We start from the raw sequence: 19,517 nt of genomic DNA, 5'->3' as shown, positions 1-19,517 counted from the left end.
TCTGTGTTCGCGAGCTGGGGAAGCGTCGTCTACCGGGCCCGATTCACCGTCATCGGCATCATGGTTGCCTTGTTGCTCGGTTCGGCCGCGTACGGCCTGGGCCTCGAGAAGCATCTCAGCCAGAGCGGCTGGGACGATCCGGGCTCGGAGTCGGTCGCCGCGGCCAAGCTGGCTGACGGCACCTTCGGCCGCGACACCAACAGCGACGTCGTCGCGCTCTATACGGCGCCCGAGGGCAAGACGATCGAGGACCCCGAGTTCCAGGCGAAGGTCGTCGCGAACCTCGAGCGTCTGGCCGCGGAACACCCGGACAAGATCCTCAAGATCAACGGCGGCTATTTCAAGGTCGGCACCGCACCGCAGCTGGCGTCCGCCGCGGACGCCGACAAGCAGCACGCGATCGAGAGCGTCGCGATCGTCGGCGACAACGACACCGAGGTCACGGCCAATTTCCGCGACGTCAAGGACGAGTTCTACATCGACGGCGTCGACGTGCAACTCGCCGGTCTCCAGCCCGTGTCGGGTGCGCTCAACGACACGATGGCCACGGACATCCGGCGGATGGAGCTCCTCGCGATCCCGGCCGTGGGTGTGCTGCTGTTCTTCGTGTTCGGTGGTGTCATCGCGGCGGCGCTGCCGCTGATCATCGGTGGCCTGACCGTGGTCGGCGCCAACGGCATCGTCCGTCTGATCACCAACTTCACCGAGGTCAACTCGTTCGTCGCGCCCGTGGTCTCCCTCGTGGGGCTGGGCCTGGCCATCGACTACGGGTTGTTCATCGTCAGCCGGTTCCGAGAAGAGATGGCGGAGGGGTACGACACCCGCGCCGCCGTCCGCAGAACGGTGATGACCTCGGGCCGCACCGTGGTCTTCTCGGCGACGATGATCGTCGCCAGCCTCGGCGGACTGCTGCTGTTCCCGCAGGGCTTCCTGAAATCCGTCGCCTACGGCGCCATCGCGACCGTCGGCCTCGCCGCCCTGACGTCGATCACGATCCTGCCCGCGATCCTCGGCATCCTCGGCAAGCGCGTCGACGCCCTCAGCCTCGACCGTTTCCGTCAGACCAAGAACACCGAAGAGATCGAGGCGAGCATCTGGGGCCGGCTCACCCGCTGGGTGATGCGCAACCCGCTCAAGGTCACCATTCCGATCGTCGTCGGCCTGCTCCTGCTGATCGTGCCGCTGACGGGCATCAAGTTCGGTGGCATCAACGAGACCTACCTGCCCCCGGACAGCACGACCCGCGCCGCGCAGGAACAGTTCGACGAGATCTTCCCGAACCTGCGCACCGAACCGGTCAAGCTCGTGGTGTCCGACGCCGACAACAAGGCGCTCGGCCAGATCATCAAGGAAGCCAGTGGCGCGCCGGGTCTGATCGAGCGGTTCACCCCGGAGGGCGCGGCCAAGGACGGGGTGGTTGTCCTCAAGGCGGGTCTCGTCGACCGCAACGAGTCCAAGCCGACCATCGACTATCTGCGTGCCATGGACAGTCCGGACGGCGTGCAAGTGCTGGTGGGCGGCACCCCGGCGATCGAACAGGACAGTATCTCCGCGCTGCTCGACCACCTGCCCACGATGGTGATCTCCGTCCTCTTCCTGACGACGTTGCTGATGTTCCTGACGTTCGGCTCGCTGGTGCTGCCGATCAAGGCGGCGTTGATGAGCGCGCTGGGCCTCGGGTCCACGCTGGGCATCCTGACGTGGATCTTCATCGACGGTCACGGTTCGGAGTGGCTGAACTTCACCCCCGGACCGATCATGTCGCCGGTGCTGGTGCTGATCATCGCGATCGTCTACGGCCTGTCCACCGACTACGAGGTGTTCCTGCTCTCCCGCATGGTGGAGGCGCGGGCGCAGGGGGCCAGTACGACGGAGTCGATCCGCATCGGCACCGCGCACACGGGCCGCATCATCACGGCGGCCGCGCTCATCCTCATCGTCGTCACCGGCGCGTTCGGGTTCTCCGAACTCGTGATGATGAAATACATCTCCTACGGCATGATCGCCGCGCTCATCATCGACGCGACCCTCATCCGCATGTTCCTCGTCCCCGCCACGATGAAGCTGCTCGGCGACGACTGCTGGTGGGCGCCGGCGTGGATGAAGCGGATCCAGGAGAAGACGGGCCTCGGTGAGCCCATCCTCGACAACGAGCTGATGCCCACCGACGTCCCGGAGCTCACTCCGATCGGTGCCGTTCCGCCGCAGCGCAAGCTCGCGGCGCCGCCCGCACCCCGGAAACCGGAACCGCTCACCGAGCCGATCCCGCTGGTGACCGCGCGGGCGCTGGCCGCGAAGATGTCCGAGGACGACGCGAAGGCGCGCAGGGCACAGGACGAGGCCCGGCGGTCGGCGACCGGCCGCCCGGCCCGGCCGCCGGTGGAGATCGAGGAGCCGCCCGCGGAACCGCAGACCACCGCGCTGCCGCAGCCTGCTGCGCCGCGTCCGGCCCCCACGCAGTCCCGTCCCGCGCCGGCGCCGCGCCCCGCACCGCAGTCGCGTCCCGCTCCCCGGCCCCGCCCGGCGGCGGCCCCCGCCCCGGGTCCGGCCACCGAGTCGCGTCCCATCGAGAGCTGGCTCGCCGACCTCCGGTCGACGTCGGCCGCCGAACCGCGGCCGATCTCCTCGCCTGCCGAACCGCGACCGAGCGCGGCGTCGCCGTCACTGCCCACGCGGTCGCCGCGCTCGGTGCCGGCACCGTACGAGCAGGAGACCCCCCAGTCGTCTCCTGCCCGCCCGGTGCCGCCGATCCCGTCCCGGCGTCGCGCCGCCGAGCCTGCGGAACCGGTGAACGGCGGCAGGCGCACCAACGGCGCGCCTGCCAACGGGAGCCCGGCCAACGGTGCCCCGGCCAACGGTTCGCGCCGCCGCGCCGAGGAGCCGCCCGTCGATCCGGACGACGCCTCGAGCGGCAGGCACCGCGCGGACGACGGCAACGCCGTCAGCGTCAGCGAACTCATCGCTCGGCAGAACCGGCGCTGACGGAGCCGTTCGGCGTTCCCCGCCCGGCCTCCCGCTCCGCGAATTCACGCGCGTAGCGGGTGCCGGCGAGGAGCAGCAGCAGGCCCACCACCAGGAACGCGAGGACGCGGAACAGCCCGTCGAGGGTGGCCAGGTCGAACAGGAACAGTTTGGCCAGCGCCGCGGCGGTCAGCCCCAGTCCGACGCCGAGCGCGGTGTGGGCGTAGTCGCGGCGGGCCAGTCCGAACACCAGGGCGGCCGTCGCCGCCGCCATCCACGCGATGGTCGCGGCGCAGTGTCCGGCGATGAAGCCTGCGGACGTCCCGGTGAGCGCCGTCCCCGCGGACACCGTCGCGGTGGTGACGGCGTACAGGATCACCAGGCCGGCGAGCACCCACCACGGCTGGGCGTCGGCGGTGCTCAGCAGCTTCAGTGTGTGCGCGTACCAGACGAACAGGAAGACCGTTCCCGCGAGCACCAGCGACGATAGCACCGTGGTCACCCCGAGCGCGTCGAGCGCGCGGTACTCGTCGACGAGGACGAACGGCGGCGCGGCGATCGCGAAGGCAAGCCCGCCCACGACGGTGAAGACGGCACCGACGGCGTATGCGATCCGTGACTCCGCCTGCCCGCCCACGGTGAGGAACAGTGCCGCCACCCCGAGCAGCACGAGCGGTGCGAGGTCTTCGCTCGACCCGAGAAGGCAGGCTTCGAGCAGCGCGAGGGTACCCACGCCGGCGAGCGCGATCCGGGCATGGTTCGGCAACGACCGGGCCACGGCGAACGCGGCGAACATCGCGGCGGCCAGTGCCAGCGCGATCAGCGTGGACCCGAGCCGGTCGAAGAGGTGACCGATCACCAGCGTCGGGACGGCCGTCGTGACGATCATCGCGGTCGCGGTGATGTCGCGAGAGTTGCTGCGCAGCAGGATGATCGACGACACGAGCCCGACGAGGGCAACCAGTGCGGCGGAGGCCAGCAGCCAGAACCGTTCCGGCCGGTCGTAGAGTCCGGTATTCGCGATCGCGATCACCAGTGCGATCACCACCGGGCACGTCCTCGCGATCGCCAGGTACAGCCAGTCGCGACCGAGTTGCGCCGGGAAGCTCGCGACCTGGATCACGAACAGGAACCCGATCAGGGTGAGCGTGATGCCGTCGGTGAGCACGGGCGCGAGCACGGCGGCACCGGTCACCACGAGCAGGGCGAGGGGTTGCGAATCCCACCTGACCGCCAGTGCGACACCGGCTCCCGCGATCCCGAGCGCCACGACCATCGCGAGCACCGGCAGCAGCCAGTGATAGACGACCGCCACGGCCACGACGTCCAGGTAGGCGCCGGCGATACCCGTTGCCGCGAGCGCGATCCCGCCGACCCGGCCGCCGGGACGTCCGAAGACGCGGGCACCGGCGACGACGAGACCGACCGAGAACAGCCCGCCCGCCACCACCCGCAGTTCCGGGCCGAAGAACCCGGCCTGCGCCGCCAGCACGAGCAGCATCACCACACCGATCAGGGTGACGGCGACACCCGCGACGGCGAGGACGCGGCTGATCATCCCGTCGCGCTGCCACCAGGGTTCGCGAACCACCCGGGGCCGCGGCGCGGGTGGTGGTGCGGGCCGGTACGGGGCGGCCGGTGCGGGCGGCGGAGGTGCCGGGGCAGTCTGCGGCACCGGTGGCCGGTACATCGGCTGCGGCACCGGCTGGGGCTGCGGCACGGGCTGGGGCTGGGGCTGGGGCCGCGGGACGCTCGCGAGTTGCGCCTGCAGGACGGCGAGGTTCTCACCCACGTGACGCATCTGCTGACCGAGCGCCGAGAAGTCGCCGGACAGCTGCGCGACGAGCCGGGGGTCGACCGAAGGAATACCAGGTGTGGACATGGATCAATCGTCCTGCGGCGACGGCGCCCACACATGAGTAGGCCTACTCGAGAGACCTGCGTCGAGCTACCCGAACATGCGGCGGATCGACGTACCGAAAGGGTGTTTGGCGGTCACGTTCCCGAACCTGACCTTGCCCCGGACGACGAGGTGCAGCGGGCCGATGGGAGGGCCGGTCCGCACCCTGTTGGTCGCGGAACCACCGACCGTTTCGACGCCGTTGAGGTCGACCGTCGCCTCTTCCGGCACGACCAGCGAGATCGTGCTCGCGTAGTCGTCGATCGTCACGTGCACCACCTGCGTGGCCATGACGGCCCGCGTGAAGTCGAGCGTCACCGTCGACAGCCGGGTGTTCACCTCGAGGGCGGGGGGAACGTTCCACGAGCCGGTGCGGCTGACCGACGACATCCGGCCGCGGACGACGTCGCCCGGGGGCGGTGGAGGTGACCGGTGCACGGTCGGCGGAACCGGCGGCGCCGGGCGGGACACGTACGGCTGGTCGGGGTACGGCGGCGGCGTGAACTCGGAGATCAACTGGATTCCCGGCAGATCCACCAGGACGACGTTCAGCTCCGCGCGCGTCTTCGCGGCGAGTGCCGTGTCCATCCGTTCGGTGAACTCCCCGAGCGAGAGCATCCCCTGGCCCACCGCCCGCTGCAGCAGTTCGCCGACGTGTTCCCGTTCCGCATCCGATACGCGTAGGTCCCGTGCCTCCATACCGACCAGGCTAGCGCCCGTGAGTATTTGTTAACCGCCGGACGTTAACAAGTACTCACGGCTACTCGAGGCCCTGCTCGATGGCGTACCTGGTCAGCTCGACGCGGTTGGCCAACTGCAGCTTGCGTAGCGTGGCCTGGACGTGGTTCTCCACGGTGCGGTGACTCAGCGACAGCTTGTTCGCGATCTGCTTGGCGCTGAGCCCTTTCGCGACGAACCGCAGCACCTCGGTCTCCCGCTCCGTCAGTTTGGGGACCGCGGGGCCCTGCTCGTCGGCGGGCGCACTCGACATTCGGCGGTACTCCCCCAGCACGAGTCCCGCGAGCCCCGGCGTGAACACCGCCTGCCCGGCCGCGGTGGCCCGCACCGCGTCCAGCAGTTCCTTCACGGACGCGCTCTTCACGAGGTACCCGGACGCGCCTGCCTTGACGGCGTCGAGGACGTCGTCACGCTCCGACGAGGCGGACAGCACCAGCACCCGGCTGTCCGGCGACACGTCCAGGACGGCGGCGGTGGCCGCGGCGCCGTTGCCGTCCGGCAGTTGCATGTCCATGAGGACGACAGCGGGACGGGTCGCCGCCGCCCGGCGTCCCGCGGCCGCGACGCCGTCCGCCGTGGCGACCACGGTGAACCCGGCGCCGTCGAGGTCGCGGGCCACGGCGTCCCGCCACATCGGGTGGTCGTCGACGACCATCACGGTGATCTGTTCGCCGGTCTCCGTGTCACTCATGCGTTTCGTCTCCCTTCGGCACGCGGATCTCCCATTCGGTGCCCTGGCCGGGTTCGGTGTCGAGTGCGGCGGTGCCGCCGAGCGCACCGACGCGGCCCAGAATGGATTTCGATACTCCCATGCGACCCTCGGCCTCCGCTTCGGCCAGCCGTCCCGGGGCGATGCCGCTGCCGTCGTCGCGGACGCTGACGATCACCTCGGCGCCCAGATCCTCCAGCAAGACGTATGCCCTGGCGCCGGACCCCGCGTGCAACGTGACGTTGGACAGTGCCGTGTCGACGATCGCGACGAGTTCGGTCGCCCGTCCGCGCTCGATCGTCACCGGATCCGCCGGAGTCGACACGGACACCGTGGTGCTCGCCCGCGTGCCCAGCAGCAGTCGCACGTCGATCGCGCTCCCACCCAGATCCGACGCGACACCCGCGCCCTGCTCGGAGATCAGCATGCGCAGCGCCACCTCCTGCTCGCCGGCGAGCTCCGCGAGTTCGGCTGCGGGCCCGCCGATCTCGTTGCCCCTGCGACGGACGAGCGCGAGCACCTGCAGGACGCCGTCATGCACCTCGCGGGCGAGTCGTTCCCGTTCCTCGGTGGCGGCGGCCAACCGCACCGCCTGCTCCAGCTGGGCCTGCGCGCGCCTCGCGGTGGTGGTGGCGAGCCCGAGCGCCAACCCCACCGACACCAGGACTGGTGCCGTCGCGTCCTTCCACAGGTCGAGGTTGACCTGATCGCGCACCACCGCGCTCACGGCCGCCATGAGCACCCCGGACGCCATGCCGAGCCACGGCCCGCCGAAGACGGCGGCGGAGATCACCGCGTTGGTGACCCACAGCGTCGTCGGCAGCGTCTGATGGTGGCTGTACCAATCGTGATCGGAGACGAGGCGCGTCGACGCCATCAGCGCGATGGCGATCACCTGGTCGGCGATCACGACCTGGTAGCGCGGCACCTTTCCGTGGGACAGCAGGACCGCCGACAGTCCCGACCACACCGCCATCAGGGCGACGAAGAACCAGCTCAGCCGCTGATGTGTGTAGTACTGCAGCGACACGATCTGGTAGCTGATCGCGTACGCGAGCGTGACGAGCCGGAACGCCTGCGCCGCACGCCACAGTGGTGCGTCCGGCTGGGTGTCGAGTTCGGTCGCGGCTCTCGGCCGGTAGTGCAGGCGGGTGCGGTGTTCACTCTCGTCGGTCATGGGTCTGCGCCGGGTTCTCCAAGTGCGGGTCGTCGTGGTGAGGCGGTGTGTCGGCCTCGGCCGGATAGAGCGGGACCGACGGGTCGTCGATCTCGAGTGCGTCGTAGGTGGCTTCGGGATCCGCGGACAGCAGTGACCGCACCGCCGTGTTCAGCAGCGCGACGATCGGCACCGCCAGCAGACCGCCGACGATCCCGGCGAGGACGATGCCGGTGGTGATGGCCAGCACCACCGCGAGCGGGTGCAACCGGACCGCGCGGCCGAGCAGCAGCGGTTGCAGCACGTGGGCCTCGAGTTGCATCACCCCGATGATGATGCCGAGCACGATCAGCGCGGTGAGGAATCCTTTGGTGACCAGGGCCACGAGCACCGCGAGGAACCCGGTGAGGAACGCACCGACGATCGGGATGAACGCGCCGATGAACACGAGCGACGCCAGCGGCAGGGCGAGCGGAACCCCCAGGATCGCGAGTCCCGCCCCGATCCCGATGGCGTCCGCGGCCGCCACCGCCACGGTGGCCCGGACGTACCCGATCAGCGAGCCGAACCCCTCGCTCCCCGCCAGCCGGACCCGCCGCCGGGACGCGGACGGGACGAGGCGGGTGACGAACTCCCAGATCTGGGAGCCGCCGTAGAGGAAGAAGATGAGGGTGAACAGCGTCAGCAGGGCGCCGGTGAAGATCTCGCCGACGACCGTGGCAGTCGTCAGTGCGCCACTCGTCAGCTGTTGCCGGTTCTCCTGGATCGACTTGACCACCGAATCGCCGGCCTGCCGGATCTGATCCTCGCTGAAGTGGAACGGGCCGTCCGTGAGCCACCCCTGGATCTGTGTGATGCTCGCCTCGAATTGTTCGGTGAGGCCGGGGAGACCTTCGATGAACTGCTCGACGACGAACGTCATGATCCCGGCGACGATGCCGATCGAACCGATGAGGACGACGAGGACGGCGGCCGACCGCGGCACCCCCTTGCCCTGCAGCCAGTCGACGAGGGGCACCAGCAGCGCCGACGCCAGGAGCGCCAGACCCACCGGGATCAGGACGGTGTCGAGCCTGGTCACGATGTATCCGAGGGTCAGCAGGCCGGCGAAGATGACCAGTATCCGCCACGTCCACTCGGCCGCCACCCGCACCACCGGGTGCACCGACGCCGAGGGGTGACCCCCGCCCTGTGTTACCGCGGCAGTGTCCGAGCGTTGCTCGTTCGCGTTCACCTGCGGAGCGTATCGAGGTTCGGGCGGCGCCGGGTGCTTCGCGCGGGAAACACGTGCGCAGGGCACGCATATGCGCCGTTTAGGGGACGTGTCCTACGCCACCCGGTACACCCCCCGCTAAATTGAACGGCGTGCGGAAATCCTATAGAGCGATCGCGGCGACGGTCCGCAGCAGATGGCCGCTCTATATGATTTCGATGCTCCTCGCCAATTTCATCGGCGCCATCCTCGTGTTCGCCTTCGTGCGGTACGGAGTGCCGATCCCCGAATCGGCAGCCATCATGGCCGACCGGGTGCGCAACGTCGCGATCTTCGGCGGCTATCTCGCGTTCGCCGCCGTGGTGAGTCTCACGGCCGCCGCGATGATGCTGCGGTCGGTCGTCCGCTGGCAGTTGCGGGGCGGTCCGCCGACGCGCAGCGAACAGATGTCGGCGCTGCACGCGCCGCTGCGGCAGGCGATCGTGCACCTGGTGTTGTGGATCCTCGGCGGCATCATCTTCGTGCTGCTCACCATCACCGAGATGCCGGAACTGGCGGTCGCGGTGATCGTCACCGTCTGCATGGCCGCGACCACCACGTTCGGCTTCACGTACATGCTCGGCGAACGCATCCTGCGACCGGTGGCCGCCCGCGCGCTCAGCGAGGGCGAGTTCGACCGGACCATGGCCCCCGGCGTCGGCACCCGGATGGCGATGACGTGGGGCCTCGGAACGCTGATGCCCGTCATCGGCATCATCCTGCTGTGCGTGACGCAGATAACCACCGACCTCGTGTTCTCCCCCGACGCGCTCGCGTGGGCGATCATGCTGCTGTCGATCATCGCGATCGCGCAGGCGTTCGCGCTGTCGATGCTGACGGCCAGCCAGATCTCCGACCCGATCAAGCAGCTGCGACGGGCCATCGAACGCGTCCAGCGCGGCGCCACCGACGTCCGGGTCGAGGTGTTCGACGGCAGCGAGGTCGGGCGACTGCAGGTCGGGTTCAACCGCATGATGCGCGAGTCGGACGAGCGGCGGCTGCTGCGTGAACTGTTCGGCCAGCACGTCGGTGAAGACGTGGCACGGCGGGCACTGCAGTTCGGCACCGAACTCGGCGGCGAGACGAGGTTCGTCGCAGTGCTGTTCGTCGACATGGTCGGGTCCACCGGCGCCGCCGCGGAGCGTCCCCCCGGCGAGGTCGTGAACCTGCTCAACGAGTTCTTCCGCGTCGTCGTCGATGTGATCGACCGGCACCACGGCTTCGTCAACAAGTTCATGGGTGACGCGGCGCTCGCGATCTTCGGCGCCCCACTCGACCGCCCCGACGCACCGACGGCGGCGCTGGCCGCGGCCCGGGAGCTGCGGTTCGCGTTGAACGAGATCACCGGCCTCGACGTCGGCATCGGCGTCTCCGCGGGCCTCGCCGTCGCCGGCAACATCGGCGCCGCCGAACGCTTCGAATACACGGTGATCGGGGACCCCGTCAACGAGGCGTCGCGGCTCACCGAACTCGCCAAGCTGCACCCCAGCCGCGTGCTCGCGTCGACGAGTGCCCTGTATTTCGCGGACGACGACGAACAGGCGCACTGGGAACTCGGCGAACAGGTCCAGCTGCGGGGCCGTCGCCGCAACACCCATCTGGCTTGGCCGGAGGACTATCCGGAGTAATCCGCTACCCGTTGGTTACGCTGGCCAGGTGGCACAGCCTCGATCCGACCCGCCCACTGCCGAGCCTCCTCGGCAGCGAAGCCGATACTGGTGGATCAAATGGCTACTCGGCGCCGGCCTCCTGGCCCTGCTGACCGTCGAGGGAATCTATCTGTGGCCCACACTCAGCGACTCGTGGAAAGCGCTCACCGAGATTCACTGGGGGTGGGTCGCGGCGTGCATCGCAGCCCAGGCTGTGTCCCTGAGCGGGTACGGAGCAGTCCAGCAGCGGCTGCTGCAGGCGGGCGGAGTCGTCGTCAGCCAGCTGAAGTCGGTGTCCGTGATCTACGCGAGCACCGCAATGGCCGTGAGCCTGCCGGCCGGTCAGGTGTTCTCCACCGCCTTCACCTACAAGCAGACCCGCAAGTGGGGTGCCACCCCCATTGTGGCGTCCTGGCAGCTGGCGATCTCGGGCGTGATCGCCGCGGGCAGCCTCGCGCTTCTCGGCGCCGCGGGCGCATTCGCGGTGGGCACCAAGGTGAGTCCGGTCACTCTGGTGCTGTCGCTGGTGGCCGCGTTCGGCTTGTTCTACGCACTGCGATACATCTCACGTAACCCCGACTCCATCGAGTCGATCGGACTGTGGGTGCTCGCCCGGTACAACAAGTTCCGCAAGAATCCCCCCGAAGCCGGCGCCGAGCGGTGGCGGGAGATCCTGAGCCAGCTCGATTCGGTCGAGCTGAGGCGCAAGGATTCGATCATCACGTTCGGGTGGTCGGCGGTGCACCGGCTCGCCGACGTCGCGTGCCTCGGTTTCGCGTGCTGGGCGGTGGGCGCGGAACCGTCGTTCGCGGGTCTGCTGATCGCGTTCGCCGCGGCCAAGGCCGTGGGCAGCATCCCCCTCGCGCCGGGCGGGCTGGGGTTCGTCGACGGCACACTGATCGCCACACTGACCGCGGCGGGGGCCACCGCGTCGCAGGCCCTCGCGGCCGTGTTCGTCTACCGCGTCGTGAGCTACATCCTCGTCGCACTGGTCGGCTGGGTGGTGTTCCTCATCCTGTTCCGGCACAACCAGCACGAGGACCTGGAGATGGACCTCGAATTCGAACGCCGGGAGCAGTCGACCCCGACCACCAACCGGACGCAGCACTCCACGGAGTCCGAGCCCGACTCTCAGCCGTGAGTACTTGTTAACGTCGGGCGGTTAAGAAGTACTCACGGGTGGCGAAGCCGCAAAGGCCCGGATCGCCTCCGCCACCACGTCCGGGCGGTCCTCGGGCATCAACGTGTAGCTGTCCTCGACCTCCCGCAGTCGGGCGTGCGGGTACAGCTCGGCCAGTCGCCGACCGTGGTCGCGGGGCATCACCTTGTCCTCGACCGCCCACAGCACGAGGACCGGCCGGTCGAAGCGCCGGTTCGCCTTCCGCCCATTCGCGCAGCGTCGACTTGGACGGAAGCGACGTCGTGTACTTGCGCAGGTCCCGGCGTATCCGGCGATCGGTGGTCGCGGGGCGGAACCAGCCGTCCATCACCGGTTTCGGTACCGGACGCTTGCTCATCCATCCCCACGCCGCGGGAGCCCGGCGCATCGCCCGGAATCGCAGCGCCTGCATGGTCAGGGCGAGGCCACCGGGGACTGCCACCGCGAGACCGATCGCGCGACCGGGAATTCCCGGCGGGTAGTTGTCGAACGCCTCGCACGGCGTGAGGACGAGGGCCCCGACGCGGCTGGTGTCGCCGAGCGCGATCAGCACCTGCGCGCCGCCCCAGTCGTTCTGCACGAGCGTGACGTCCGTCAGGTCGAGTTTCTCGAGGAACTCGCCGATGAGCAGTCCGAGACCGCGCAACGAGAGGTCGGCGCCGGCGCGCATCGGGATGCGGTGCGCGCCGAGCGGGAGGGTGGGGAGAATGCAGCGGAAGTCCGGGACGAGTCGCTCGACCACGTGCCGCCACACGGTGCCGTCGATCGTCAGGCCGGAGACGAACACGAGGACGGGGCCGTCTCCTCCGGTGTCGTCGTACTCGACGGTGCCTGCGGAGAGTTCGATCTTCTTCATGGCGCTCACTCCATTTGATAGATCGTTCTACTTAGAATCAGGTTACGATGGGGTGCGCACCGAGCGCAACGGTCGGAGGCAGAAAAGTGAACGACACCAAGGCCCGGATCCTCGGCACCAGCAGCGACCTCTTCCGCCGCAACGGCTACACGGGGACCGGACTCAAGCAGGTCGCAACGGAGGCCCGCGCCCCGTTCGGGTCGATCTACCACTTCTTCCCGGGCGGAAAGCAGCAGCTCGGCGAGGAGGTCATTCGCACGTCGGGCGAGGAGTACGCGCGGCTGGTGTTCTCCGTCCTCGACGCGCATCCCGACATCCTCGAGGGGATCGAGGTCGGGTTCCGGCTGGCGGGCGACACCCTGGTGGCCACCGATTACGCGGACGCCTGCCCCATCGCCACGGTCGCACTCGAGGTCGCGAGCACCAACGAGGTGCTCCGCGTCGCTACGGCGGACGTGTTCACGAGCTGGATCGACTCCGGCAGCGCGCTGCTGCGGGCCCGCGGGTTCGGCGAGGCCGATGCGAGGCGTCTGATCCTGGGGTTCGTCACCAGCCTGGAGGGCGCGTTCGTGCTCGCCCGGGCGCTCCGCAGCACCGAGCCGCTCGACGCGGCCGGGGCCACCGTGCTCGCCGCCGCGCGCGCCTGCCTCCCCCCACGTGAGTGAGAAAGCGTCCCCGGACACGCTTTGCCACTCACGGGCCGGGTCGCTGAACCGATCGGGCGGAACGCCACGTCGACACCACCTCTAGGCTGGCCGTGTGAAGAAGTACCTCCCCGCGCTCGCCCTGGACGTCGTCCTCGTCATCGTGTTCTGCGCCATCGGCCGCCGCAGTCACGACGAAGCCAATGCCCTGACGGGCCTGGCGACCACGGCCTGGCCATTCCTGTCCGGTCTGGCCGTCGGCTGGCTCGCGACCGTCGCGCTCTACCGCGACAAGTTCGACGCGTTCCTCATCGTCCCGACGGGCATCGTGGTGTGGCTGTCGACGCTCGTGGTGGGCATGCTGTTACGCGTGGTGAGCGGCCAGGGAACGGCGTTCAGTTTCATCATCGTGGCGGGCACGGTTCTCGCTGTGTTCCTCCTCGGCTGGCGCGCAGTCGCGAAGATCGTGACGAAGGCCCGCGCCACCACCTGATACCGGCGAATCCGCCCCGACGGCACACGAACTTCCGCTCGAGGTGAGACAGTTTTCCCATGAGTGACACCATCGATCCGGCCCGGGACGAGCGGCGGTCCGACCGCGGTTTCTTCGGCCAGCCGTTCGCCCTCGCGAACCTGTTCGGCGTCGAGATGTGGGAGCGATTCTCCTTTTACGGGATGCAGGGCATCCTGATCTATTACCTCTACTATTCGGCCTCCGAAGGTGGCCTCGGAATCGCCGAATCGTCCGCGACCAGCATCGTCGGCGCCTACGGCGGCACGGTGTATCTGTCGACCATTCTCGGCGCGTGGATCGCGGACCGGCTCCTCGGCTCCGAGCGAACCCTGTTCTACAGCGCCATCCTCGTCATGCTCGGCCACATCGCCCTGGCGGTGTTCCCGGGTCTGTGGGGTGTGGGCATCGGTCTGGTCTGTGTCGCGTTCGGCAGCGGTGGGCTCAAGGCCAACGCCACGTCCCTGGTCGGCGATCTGTACGACGAGCACGACGAGCGCCGCGACGCCGGATTCTCCATCTTCTACATGGGCATCAACATCGGCGCGCTCGTCGGCCCACTGCTGACGGGCTGGGCCCAGGACGCCATCGGCTTCCATGCCGGCTTCGCGCTCGCCGCCATCGGTATGGCGCTCGGACTGATCCAGTACACACTCGGCCGCAAGCGCCTCCGGGGCATCGGGGCGGAACCGCCCAATCCCCTTCCCCGCGCCCAGCGGCCCAAGTGGATCGCGATCGGCGCCGCCGCGATCGTGGTGATTGCGGCCCTGTCCCTGACCGGGGTGATCACCGCGGCCAATATGTCGGACATCGTGGTCGGCCTCACCATTGTTGCGGCGATCGGCTACTTCGCGATCATGTTGTCGAGTCGCCGCATCACGGCCGTCGAGCGCAGCCGCGTCTACGCATTCATTCCGATGTTCATCGCCAGCGCCGTGTTCTGGTCGCTGTTCCAGCAGCAGTTCACCACCGTTGCGGTCTACTCCGACAAACGACTCGACCGCAACCTGTTCGGCTGGGACTTCCCGCCGTCGTGGGTGCAGTCCATCAACCCGGTCTTCATCATCATCTTCGCGGGTGTCTTCGCTGCCGCGTGGACGAAACTCGGCCCCCGTCAGCCGTCGTCGCCGATCAAGTTCGCGGCAGGCACGATCATCATGGGTCTCGCGTTCCTGGCGTTCATCCCGATGTCGGGTGGCGGCGCCAACAGCGCACCGCTGCTGGGTCTGGCCGGCATCCTGCTGCTGTTCACGTTCGCGGAACTGCTGCTGTCGCCGGTGGGACTGTCGCTGTCGACCAAGCTGGCGCCCGAGGCATTCCACACCCAGATGGTGGCCTTGTTCTTCCTGTCCGTCGCCCTGGGCACCGCGATGGCGGGCACGCTGGCCAAGTACTACGACGAGAACAACGAGGTCCCGTACTTCACCGCGGTCGGGCTCGGCTCGATCGCCGTGGGTGTGCTCCTCGCTATCGGGGCACCGTGGATCAAGCGTCTGATGAAGGGCGTGCACTAACACCCGCTGCGCTGAGAAACGGTCTCAGCGCACCCACAACCACACGGCCAAACCGAATCCCGCCATCGCGATGACGACGCGGAGGACGGACGGCGGTATCCGCCTGACCACGGGTGGGCCGCACCATCCACCGGCCAGGGCGCCGATCGCCATCGCGGCGGCGGCGCCCCAGTGGACGGGGCCGAAGGCCGCGAACCCGATCGCGGCGACGAGGTTCGCGACGCCGAGGAGAAAGCTCTTCAGAATGGTCGCGCGCCAGATCTTCTCCGAGGTGAGGATCAGGGCGATCGCCAGGAAGATGACACCGGCACCCGCACCGAAGTACCCGCCGTAGATGGCGACGACGAACAGCGACACCGAATAGGTGCGGGGCATGTCCCGCCCGCCGGCCAGCGCCCGCAGCCGGGGTTGCAGCAGCAGTGCCAGCGCGGCGAACGCGACCATGAACGGGACGATCGCCTCGAACGACCCCGCGGGCGCCAACAGCAGGATTCCCGCGCCGACCAGGCCGCCCGCCGCCGAGTACAGCGCCCACCGCCACAGCTTGGGACCGGTGTCGGCGACCTCCCGCGTGGAGTTGGACAGCGCGCCGACGCCGACCGCCACCATCGCGACCGTGTTGGTGACGTTGGCGGTCACGGGCGGCAGACCGACGGCGAGGAGTGCGGGATACGACACGATGGACGCCAGGCCGGTGACGAACCCGACCAGTCCCGCGAAGAACCCCGCTACGACGAGAAGACCGATATCAAGCAGGGACACAAGGTAGAAACTTACCCTTGCTCACTTACTCCCTCAGCGCGGACGGTCCGCCCCTCAGCGCGGACGGTCCCCGTCGTTGTCAGTTCGCCGGCTTCGCCATTTCACGGAAGAGCATGTCGGTCATCTTCACCGCGCGGTCGCCACCGTCGGCGTCGGCGACGAAGACCGCGAAGGCCAGGTCGCCGCGTGAGCCGTAGAACCAGCGGTCGTCGCCGCTCGCACCATTCATGCCCATGAGGTCCGGGTAGCCGTTGAGGTACGACGCACCGCCCCGCACCACGTTGTCGCGCATCATGCCCCGCAACTGGTCGTTGATGTTCGCCGGAAGCGGCTGAGCGGCCACGTCGGTGGTGCCCGGCTGTCCCTGGACGATCATCGGCGCCGGCGCGCTGCCCCGTGCGATCGACGCGGCCAGCATGGCCATCCCGAACGGCGTGACGGCGGGCAGGTCGCTGTCCTTGCGGTTCATCACCTGGTTCATGCCCGACTGGTCGGCGGTGAAGACGGCGGTCTGATGGTCGAGGCCCGGGATGTTGTAGTTCATGCCGAGCCCGAGCTGATTGCCCGCCTTCTCGATGTCCTCGATCGACAGCGAGGACGGGTCGACGCCCTTCTGCAGTCCAGCGGCCCTCTTCACGAGATCGAGGTTCGATCCGGCGGGGTAGAGACCCTGGAACGCGATCGGCCCCTGCTCCATCGCCTGGTTGTTCTGCGCGGCGGCGAGCACGGCGCCGGAGGACGGCTGGATCGCGACGATCGCCGCGGGGGTTCCGACGCTGACCACGGCTTCCTCTGCTGCCAGTTGCAGGTGGGAGTCCACCGTCGCGACGATGTCCGGCCCGGGCGGGCCCTGGAAACCGGCCTGCGGAATGAGCGTGCCGTCGGGGTCGACGAGGTGGACGGCCCAGCCGGCCGTCGCGTCCCGGTTGGCCTGCCACACCTTGCGCAGCGGATCCAGCAACGGTGTCGTGATGCGCCGATCCGACGTGATGAGCTTCGGCGTCTTGATGGTGACGACGCCGGGGATCGCGAGGTCCTCCTCGAGGAATTGCCAGTCCTGGTCGCGCAACAGCACGGCGGTGACCTGCTGGCCGGGCTTCTCGGCCATCTCCGCCATCATCGAGTCGGCCGTCACGAGGGGAGCCACCGGCTCGAGGACCTCCGCCAGACGCCGGGTGGTCGCGACGGGATCGGGCATCGTCGCGGGATCGAGGGTGACCGAGTTGATGGTCTGCTCGTTCATGAGCAGCCCGCCGACGGCGTCGAAGACGCGCGGCGGTGCGGCGTCCGTCCGGTCGTAGCGGACGACGCGCCCGTTGCCCATGTCGGGCGCGAGGATCGACGGATCCCAGGAGATGCGCCAGCCGACGGACAGGTTCCGCACGCCACCCTGAACCTGGTAGCTCCAATCCTTGCCCTCACCGAAATGCCAAGCGGCACCGACGGTGAAGAAGCCGGAATCCGAGCCGAGATCCATGAACTGGGTCACGTCGAACTTGGCGTCCTCGGGATGGAGGCCGTCGAACATCTGCTGAATCGCCGTCTCCGCGGCGTTGGGATAGGAGGTCTGCGCTGCAGCGGCAGCGGCATCGCCCTCGTTCAGTGCGTTGACGAAGTCGTCGACGACCGACTGCGCGGTCGCCTCCTCTTTCGACAGCACGCACGACGCCAGAATTACCGCCAGAACGACAGCCGACGTCAGGGCGATCACGTATCTGTTGCGGCGGCCAAGCGATCGTCCATTCCCCATGTCCACCATCTTGCTTTCAGTCACATGCGTAACAAGCACCATTTGCCTACGAAGGAGTTACGGTTGAGCCACAACTTATCCCCGAACAGCAACGCGTGAACGGGTTTATCGAAGAAAACGCCCCGCAGCCTGCACAGCAGGGGCCGAACTGTCACCTGTTGCAATAAAGACGGCAAATGCTAGGTCGTCCTTGATTCCGACGAACCAGCCGTGAGCGGGACCACTTCCGGACTCGGCCGTGCCAGTTTTTCCGAGCAGCCCCGGAATGTCCTGCAGCGCAGTAGCGGTACCTCCCGTCACAGTTTCGCGCATCATCGTCCGGAGGTCGGCGGTGACGTTCGCGGGCACGGCGGGCGCCGTCGTGTCCGCGGTCCCGGGTTGTCCCCGCACGATCATCGGCGCCGGCGTGGAACCGTCCGCGATCGATGCGGCCACCATAGCCATGCCGAACGGCGACGCAGTGACCTGCCCCTGTCCGATCGCGGACTCGACCCGGGCGGCGGGACTGTCGGCGATCGGCACGTTGCCGGTCACGGTGGTCAGTCCGGGCGTGACGTAGTCGACGCCGAGCCCGAACTGCAGCGCAGCCTTCTGCAGGGCGTCGGGCGGCAACCCGACCGCCAGCCGTCCCATGGTGGTGTTGCAGGACCGGGCGAACGCGGTGTGCAACGGGACCGCGCCGAGGTCGAATTCGTCGTCGTTGGGGATCTGCCTGCCCTCGATGTTCTCGGTGCCGGGGCAGGGCAGGACGGTGTCCGGGGTGGCGACACCGGCCTGCAGCGCGGCGGACGTCGTCACCGTCTTGAACGTCGATCCCGGCGGGTAGAGGCCGGTGAGCGCGATCGGGCCGAGCGCGTCGGCGGGGGCGTTCTGCGCGACCGCGAGCACCTCACCCGTGGAGGGTCGCAGGGCGACGATCGCGGCCTGCTGCGGCACGTCGGCGAGCGCCCGCTCGGCGGCCATCTGCATCGGGAGGTCGAGGGTCGTCGCGATGTCGGGGGCGTCGGGGCCCTGCTCGCCGGCGACGGTCTTCGCCGAACCGTCCTGACCGACCAGTTGCACTGCCCAGCCCGCGGACGCGTCCTGCCCCTGCTGCCACAGGTCGCCGAGCCCGGCCAGGGTGGGCGAGGCCAGCGCCTTGTCCGTGCTGAGCAACCTGGTCTGCGGGGCGAGCGTGACTCCGGCGAGTTGCCGCAACTGCGGTTCGATCGGCGCCAGGTCCTCGGCCCGCAGCGAGATGGCCGTGACCGGCTTGCCCTGGGCGCCTGCCAGATCCTGCTGGAGCGTGGCCGCGGTGATGGTCGGTGCGATGGGCGACAGCAACGACGCAACCGCCGCCGTGTCGGCGCCCTGGTCGAGGTTGACCAGCGTGACGACCTGTTGCTCGAGGATCGGCGCGCCATCCGCGGCGAGGACCTTCGGCGGTGTTCCCGTCGTGGTGGTGTACCGGACGGTGGTGTCGTCGGTGAGTCCGGGTGCGAGCACGGCCGGGTCCCAGACGATCTTCCAGTCGTCGCCTTCCTTGGTGGCGTTGCCGGTGGTGCTGTACTTCCATTCCTGCCCCGGGGCGAACGGCCAGGACACGTCCATCGTGAACGTTCCGCCGTTGTCGCCCGACTCCTGCACGTCGGTGCGGGTGTACGTGCCGTCCCGGTTCCCGAGCCCGTCGTACATGGCCGTGATCGCGGCGGTGGCGGCGGCCGGGTCGGTGGTGAGCGCGGCGGCAGCCTGCACGTCGTCGCTGTTCAGGGCGTCGGCGAACTGCTGTGACACGGTGTCGGGCTGGTCCGGTCCGAAGAGTCCGCAGGCGGAGAGCACCGTCGCGAGGACGGCGATTCCGGCGGTGGCCTTCCGGGTGGGGGTGGGACGGGTGGGGCTGTGACGAACGGTTGAGGTGCGCACGGACTCGATCATGCCTGACGTGGTGGCGCGCTTCGAATAATCGGTGTAATTATG

14 protein-coding genes and 1 pseudogene are annotated in these 19,517 nt (G+C 68.8%); 6 read left to right on the top strand and 9 right to left on the bottom strand.

The genetic code is table 11. From position 1 onward, the window contains the following. The first annotated feature begins 3 nt into the window (after positions 1-3). Positions 4-2,982 carry an MMPL family transporter gene (locus tag CJ179_RS27600; RefSeq protein ID WP_095863461.1) on the top strand — a complete coding sequence of 993 codons (2,979 nt, stop codon included), beginning with the start codon at positions 4-6 and terminating at the stop codon, positions 2,980-2,982. On the opposite strand, the gene CJ179_RS27595 is transcribed toward CJ179_RS27600, so the two are convergent. The 5 genes from CJ179_RS27595 to CJ179_RS27575 all read right to left on the bottom strand — a co-directional run bounded on the left by CJ179_RS27595 (position 2,957) and on the right by CJ179_RS27575 (position 8,698). Further along, positions 2,957-4,843 carry a DUF2339 domain-containing protein gene (locus CJ179_RS27595; RefSeq protein WP_095863460.1) on the bottom strand — a complete coding sequence of 629 codons (1,887 nt, stop codon included), beginning with the start codon at positions 4,841-4,843 and terminating at the stop codon, positions 2,957-2,959. The genes CJ179_RS27600 and CJ179_RS27595 overlap by 26 nt on opposite strands. Positions 4,844-4,909: 66 nt before the next feature. Beyond that, a complete protein-coding gene (locus CJ179_RS27590; RefSeq protein ID WP_072947536.1) occupies positions 4,910-5,560 on the bottom strand; it encodes a DUF1707 domain-containing protein in 651 nt (216 codons plus the stop codon). A 61-nt stretch (positions 5,561-5,621) separates the two neighbouring features. After that, positions 5,622-6,290 (bottom strand): response regulator transcription factor, encoded by a 669-nt coding sequence (locus CJ179_RS27585; RefSeq protein ID WP_072947537.1) that lies wholly within the window; start codon positions 6,288-6,290, stop codon positions 5,622-5,624. Then, a complete protein-coding gene (gene macS, locus CJ179_RS27580; protein ID WP_095863459.1) occupies positions 6,283-7,485 on the bottom strand; it encodes a MacS family sensor histidine kinase in 1,203 nt (400 codons plus the stop codon). The genes CJ179_RS27585 and macS overlap by 8 nt, the downstream gene beginning before the upstream one ends. Continuing rightward, the gene (locus CJ179_RS27575) at positions 7,469-8,698 is read right to left on the bottom strand and encodes an AI-2E family transporter (protein WP_095863458.1); all 1,230 of its coding nucleotides are present in this window, start codon (positions 8,696-8,698) and stop codon (positions 7,469-7,471) included. The genes macS and CJ179_RS27575 overlap by 17 nt, the downstream gene beginning before the upstream one ends. Before the next feature lie 188 nt (positions 8,699-8,886). Here CJ179_RS27575 and CJ179_RS27570 point away from each other — a divergent pair, with 188 nt between their 5' ends. Further along, positions 8,887-10,344 (top strand): adenylate/guanylate cyclase domain-containing protein, encoded by a 1,458-nt coding sequence (locus CJ179_RS27570; protein WP_072947540.1) that lies wholly within the window; start codon positions 8,887-8,889, stop codon positions 10,342-10,344. Positions 10,345-10,372: 28 nt separating this feature from the next. Then, entirely contained in the window at positions 10,373-11,506 is a 1,134-nt protein-coding gene (locus CJ179_RS27565) for a TIGR00374 family protein (protein WP_072947541.1), read from the top strand. Positions 11,507-11,527: 21 nt separating this feature from the next. On the opposite strand, the pseudogene CJ179_RS27560 reads toward CJ179_RS27565, so the two are convergent. Further along, a pseudogene (locus CJ179_RS27560) lies at positions 11,528-12,380 on the bottom strand (alpha/beta fold hydrolase). A gap of 86 nt (positions 12,381-12,466) precedes the next feature. On the opposite strand from CJ179_RS27560, the gene CJ179_RS27555 reads away from it, so the two are divergent. From CJ179_RS27555 to CJ179_RS27545, 3 genes are all read left to right on the top strand, one after another. Beyond that, entirely contained in the window at positions 12,467-13,045 is a 579-nt protein-coding gene (locus CJ179_RS27555; protein ID WP_072947543.1) for a TetR/AcrR family transcriptional regulator, read from the top strand. Positions 13,046-13,139: 94 nt separating this feature from the next. Further along, positions 13,140-13,517, top strand: coding sequence for a DUF3054 domain-containing protein (locus CJ179_RS27550; RefSeq protein ID WP_072947544.1), 378 nt, complete (start codon positions 13,140-13,142; stop codon positions 13,515-13,517). A 59-nt stretch (positions 13,518-13,576) separates the two neighbouring features. Then, the gene (locus tag CJ179_RS27545; RefSeq protein ID WP_072947545.1) at positions 13,577-15,049 is read left to right on the top strand and encodes a peptide MFS transporter; all 1,473 of its coding nucleotides are present in this window, start codon (positions 13,577-13,579) and stop codon (positions 15,047-15,049) included. A 24-nt stretch (positions 15,050-15,073) separates the two neighbouring features. Here CJ179_RS27545 and CJ179_RS27540 read toward each other — a convergent pair whose 3' ends face one another. The 3 genes from CJ179_RS27540 to CJ179_RS27530 form a co-directional block, all read right to left on the bottom strand. Further along, entirely contained in the window at positions 15,074-15,811 is a 738-nt protein-coding gene (locus CJ179_RS27540) for a sulfite exporter TauE/SafE family protein (protein ID WP_072947546.1), read from the bottom strand. Positions 15,812-15,890: 79 nt separating this feature from the next. Continuing rightward, positions 15,891-17,570 (bottom strand): NTF2-like N-terminal transpeptidase domain-containing protein, encoded by a 1,680-nt coding sequence (locus tag CJ179_RS27535; protein WP_083395612.1) that lies wholly within the window; start codon positions 17,568-17,570, stop codon positions 15,891-15,893. Positions 17,571-17,666: 96 nt separating this feature from the next. Beyond that, positions 17,667-19,475, bottom strand: a complete 1,809-nt coding sequence (locus CJ179_RS27530; RefSeq protein WP_095863457.1) for a penicillin-binding transpeptidase domain-containing protein — start codon at positions 19,473-19,475, stop codon at positions 17,667-17,669. Positions 19,476-19,517: the final 42 nt, after the last annotated feature.

The sequence above is a fragment of the Rhodococcus sp. ACS1 genome (assembly GCF_002300155.1).
Classification (GTDB): Bacteria; Actinomycetota; Actinomycetes; order Mycobacteriales; family Mycobacteriaceae; genus Rhodococcus_F; species Rhodococcus_F koreensis.
Note: the sequence above shows the minus strand (reverse complement) of the source record. Positions and strands in the feature narration are given on the sequence as shown.

Bases quoted from the DNA above. Each gene is read 5' to 3' on its own strand.
- CJ179_RS27545 (WP_072947545.1), top strand. From the start codon at position 13,577: ATGAGTGACACCATCGATCCGGCCCGGGACGAGCGGCGGTCCGACCGC.
- CJ179_RS27570 (WP_072947540.1), top strand. From the start codon at position 8,887: ATGATTTCGATGCTCCTCGCCAATTTCATCGGCGCCATCCTCGTGTTC.
- CJ179_RS27590 (WP_072947536.1), bottom strand. From the start codon at position 5,560: ATGGAGGCACGGGACCTACGCGTATCGGATGCGGAACGGGAACACGTC.
- CJ179_RS27595 (WP_095863460.1), bottom strand. From the start codon at position 4,843: ATGTCCACACCTGGTATTCCTTCGGTCGACCCCCGGCTCGTCGCGCAG.
- CJ179_RS27585 (WP_072947537.1), bottom strand. From the start codon at position 6,290: ATGAGTGACACGGAGACCGGCGAACAGATCACCGTGATGGTCGTCGAC.
- CJ179_RS27530 (WP_095863457.1), bottom strand. From the start codon at position 19,475: ATGATCGAGTCCGTGCGCACCTCAACCGTTCGTCACAGCCCCACCCGT.
- CJ179_RS27535 (WP_083395612.1), bottom strand. From the start codon at position 17,570: ATGGTGGACATGGGGAATGGACGATCGCTTGGCCGCCGCAACAGATAC.
- macS (WP_095863459.1), bottom strand. From the start codon at position 7,485: ATGACCGACGAGAGTGAACACCGCACCCGCCTGCACTACCGGCCGAGA.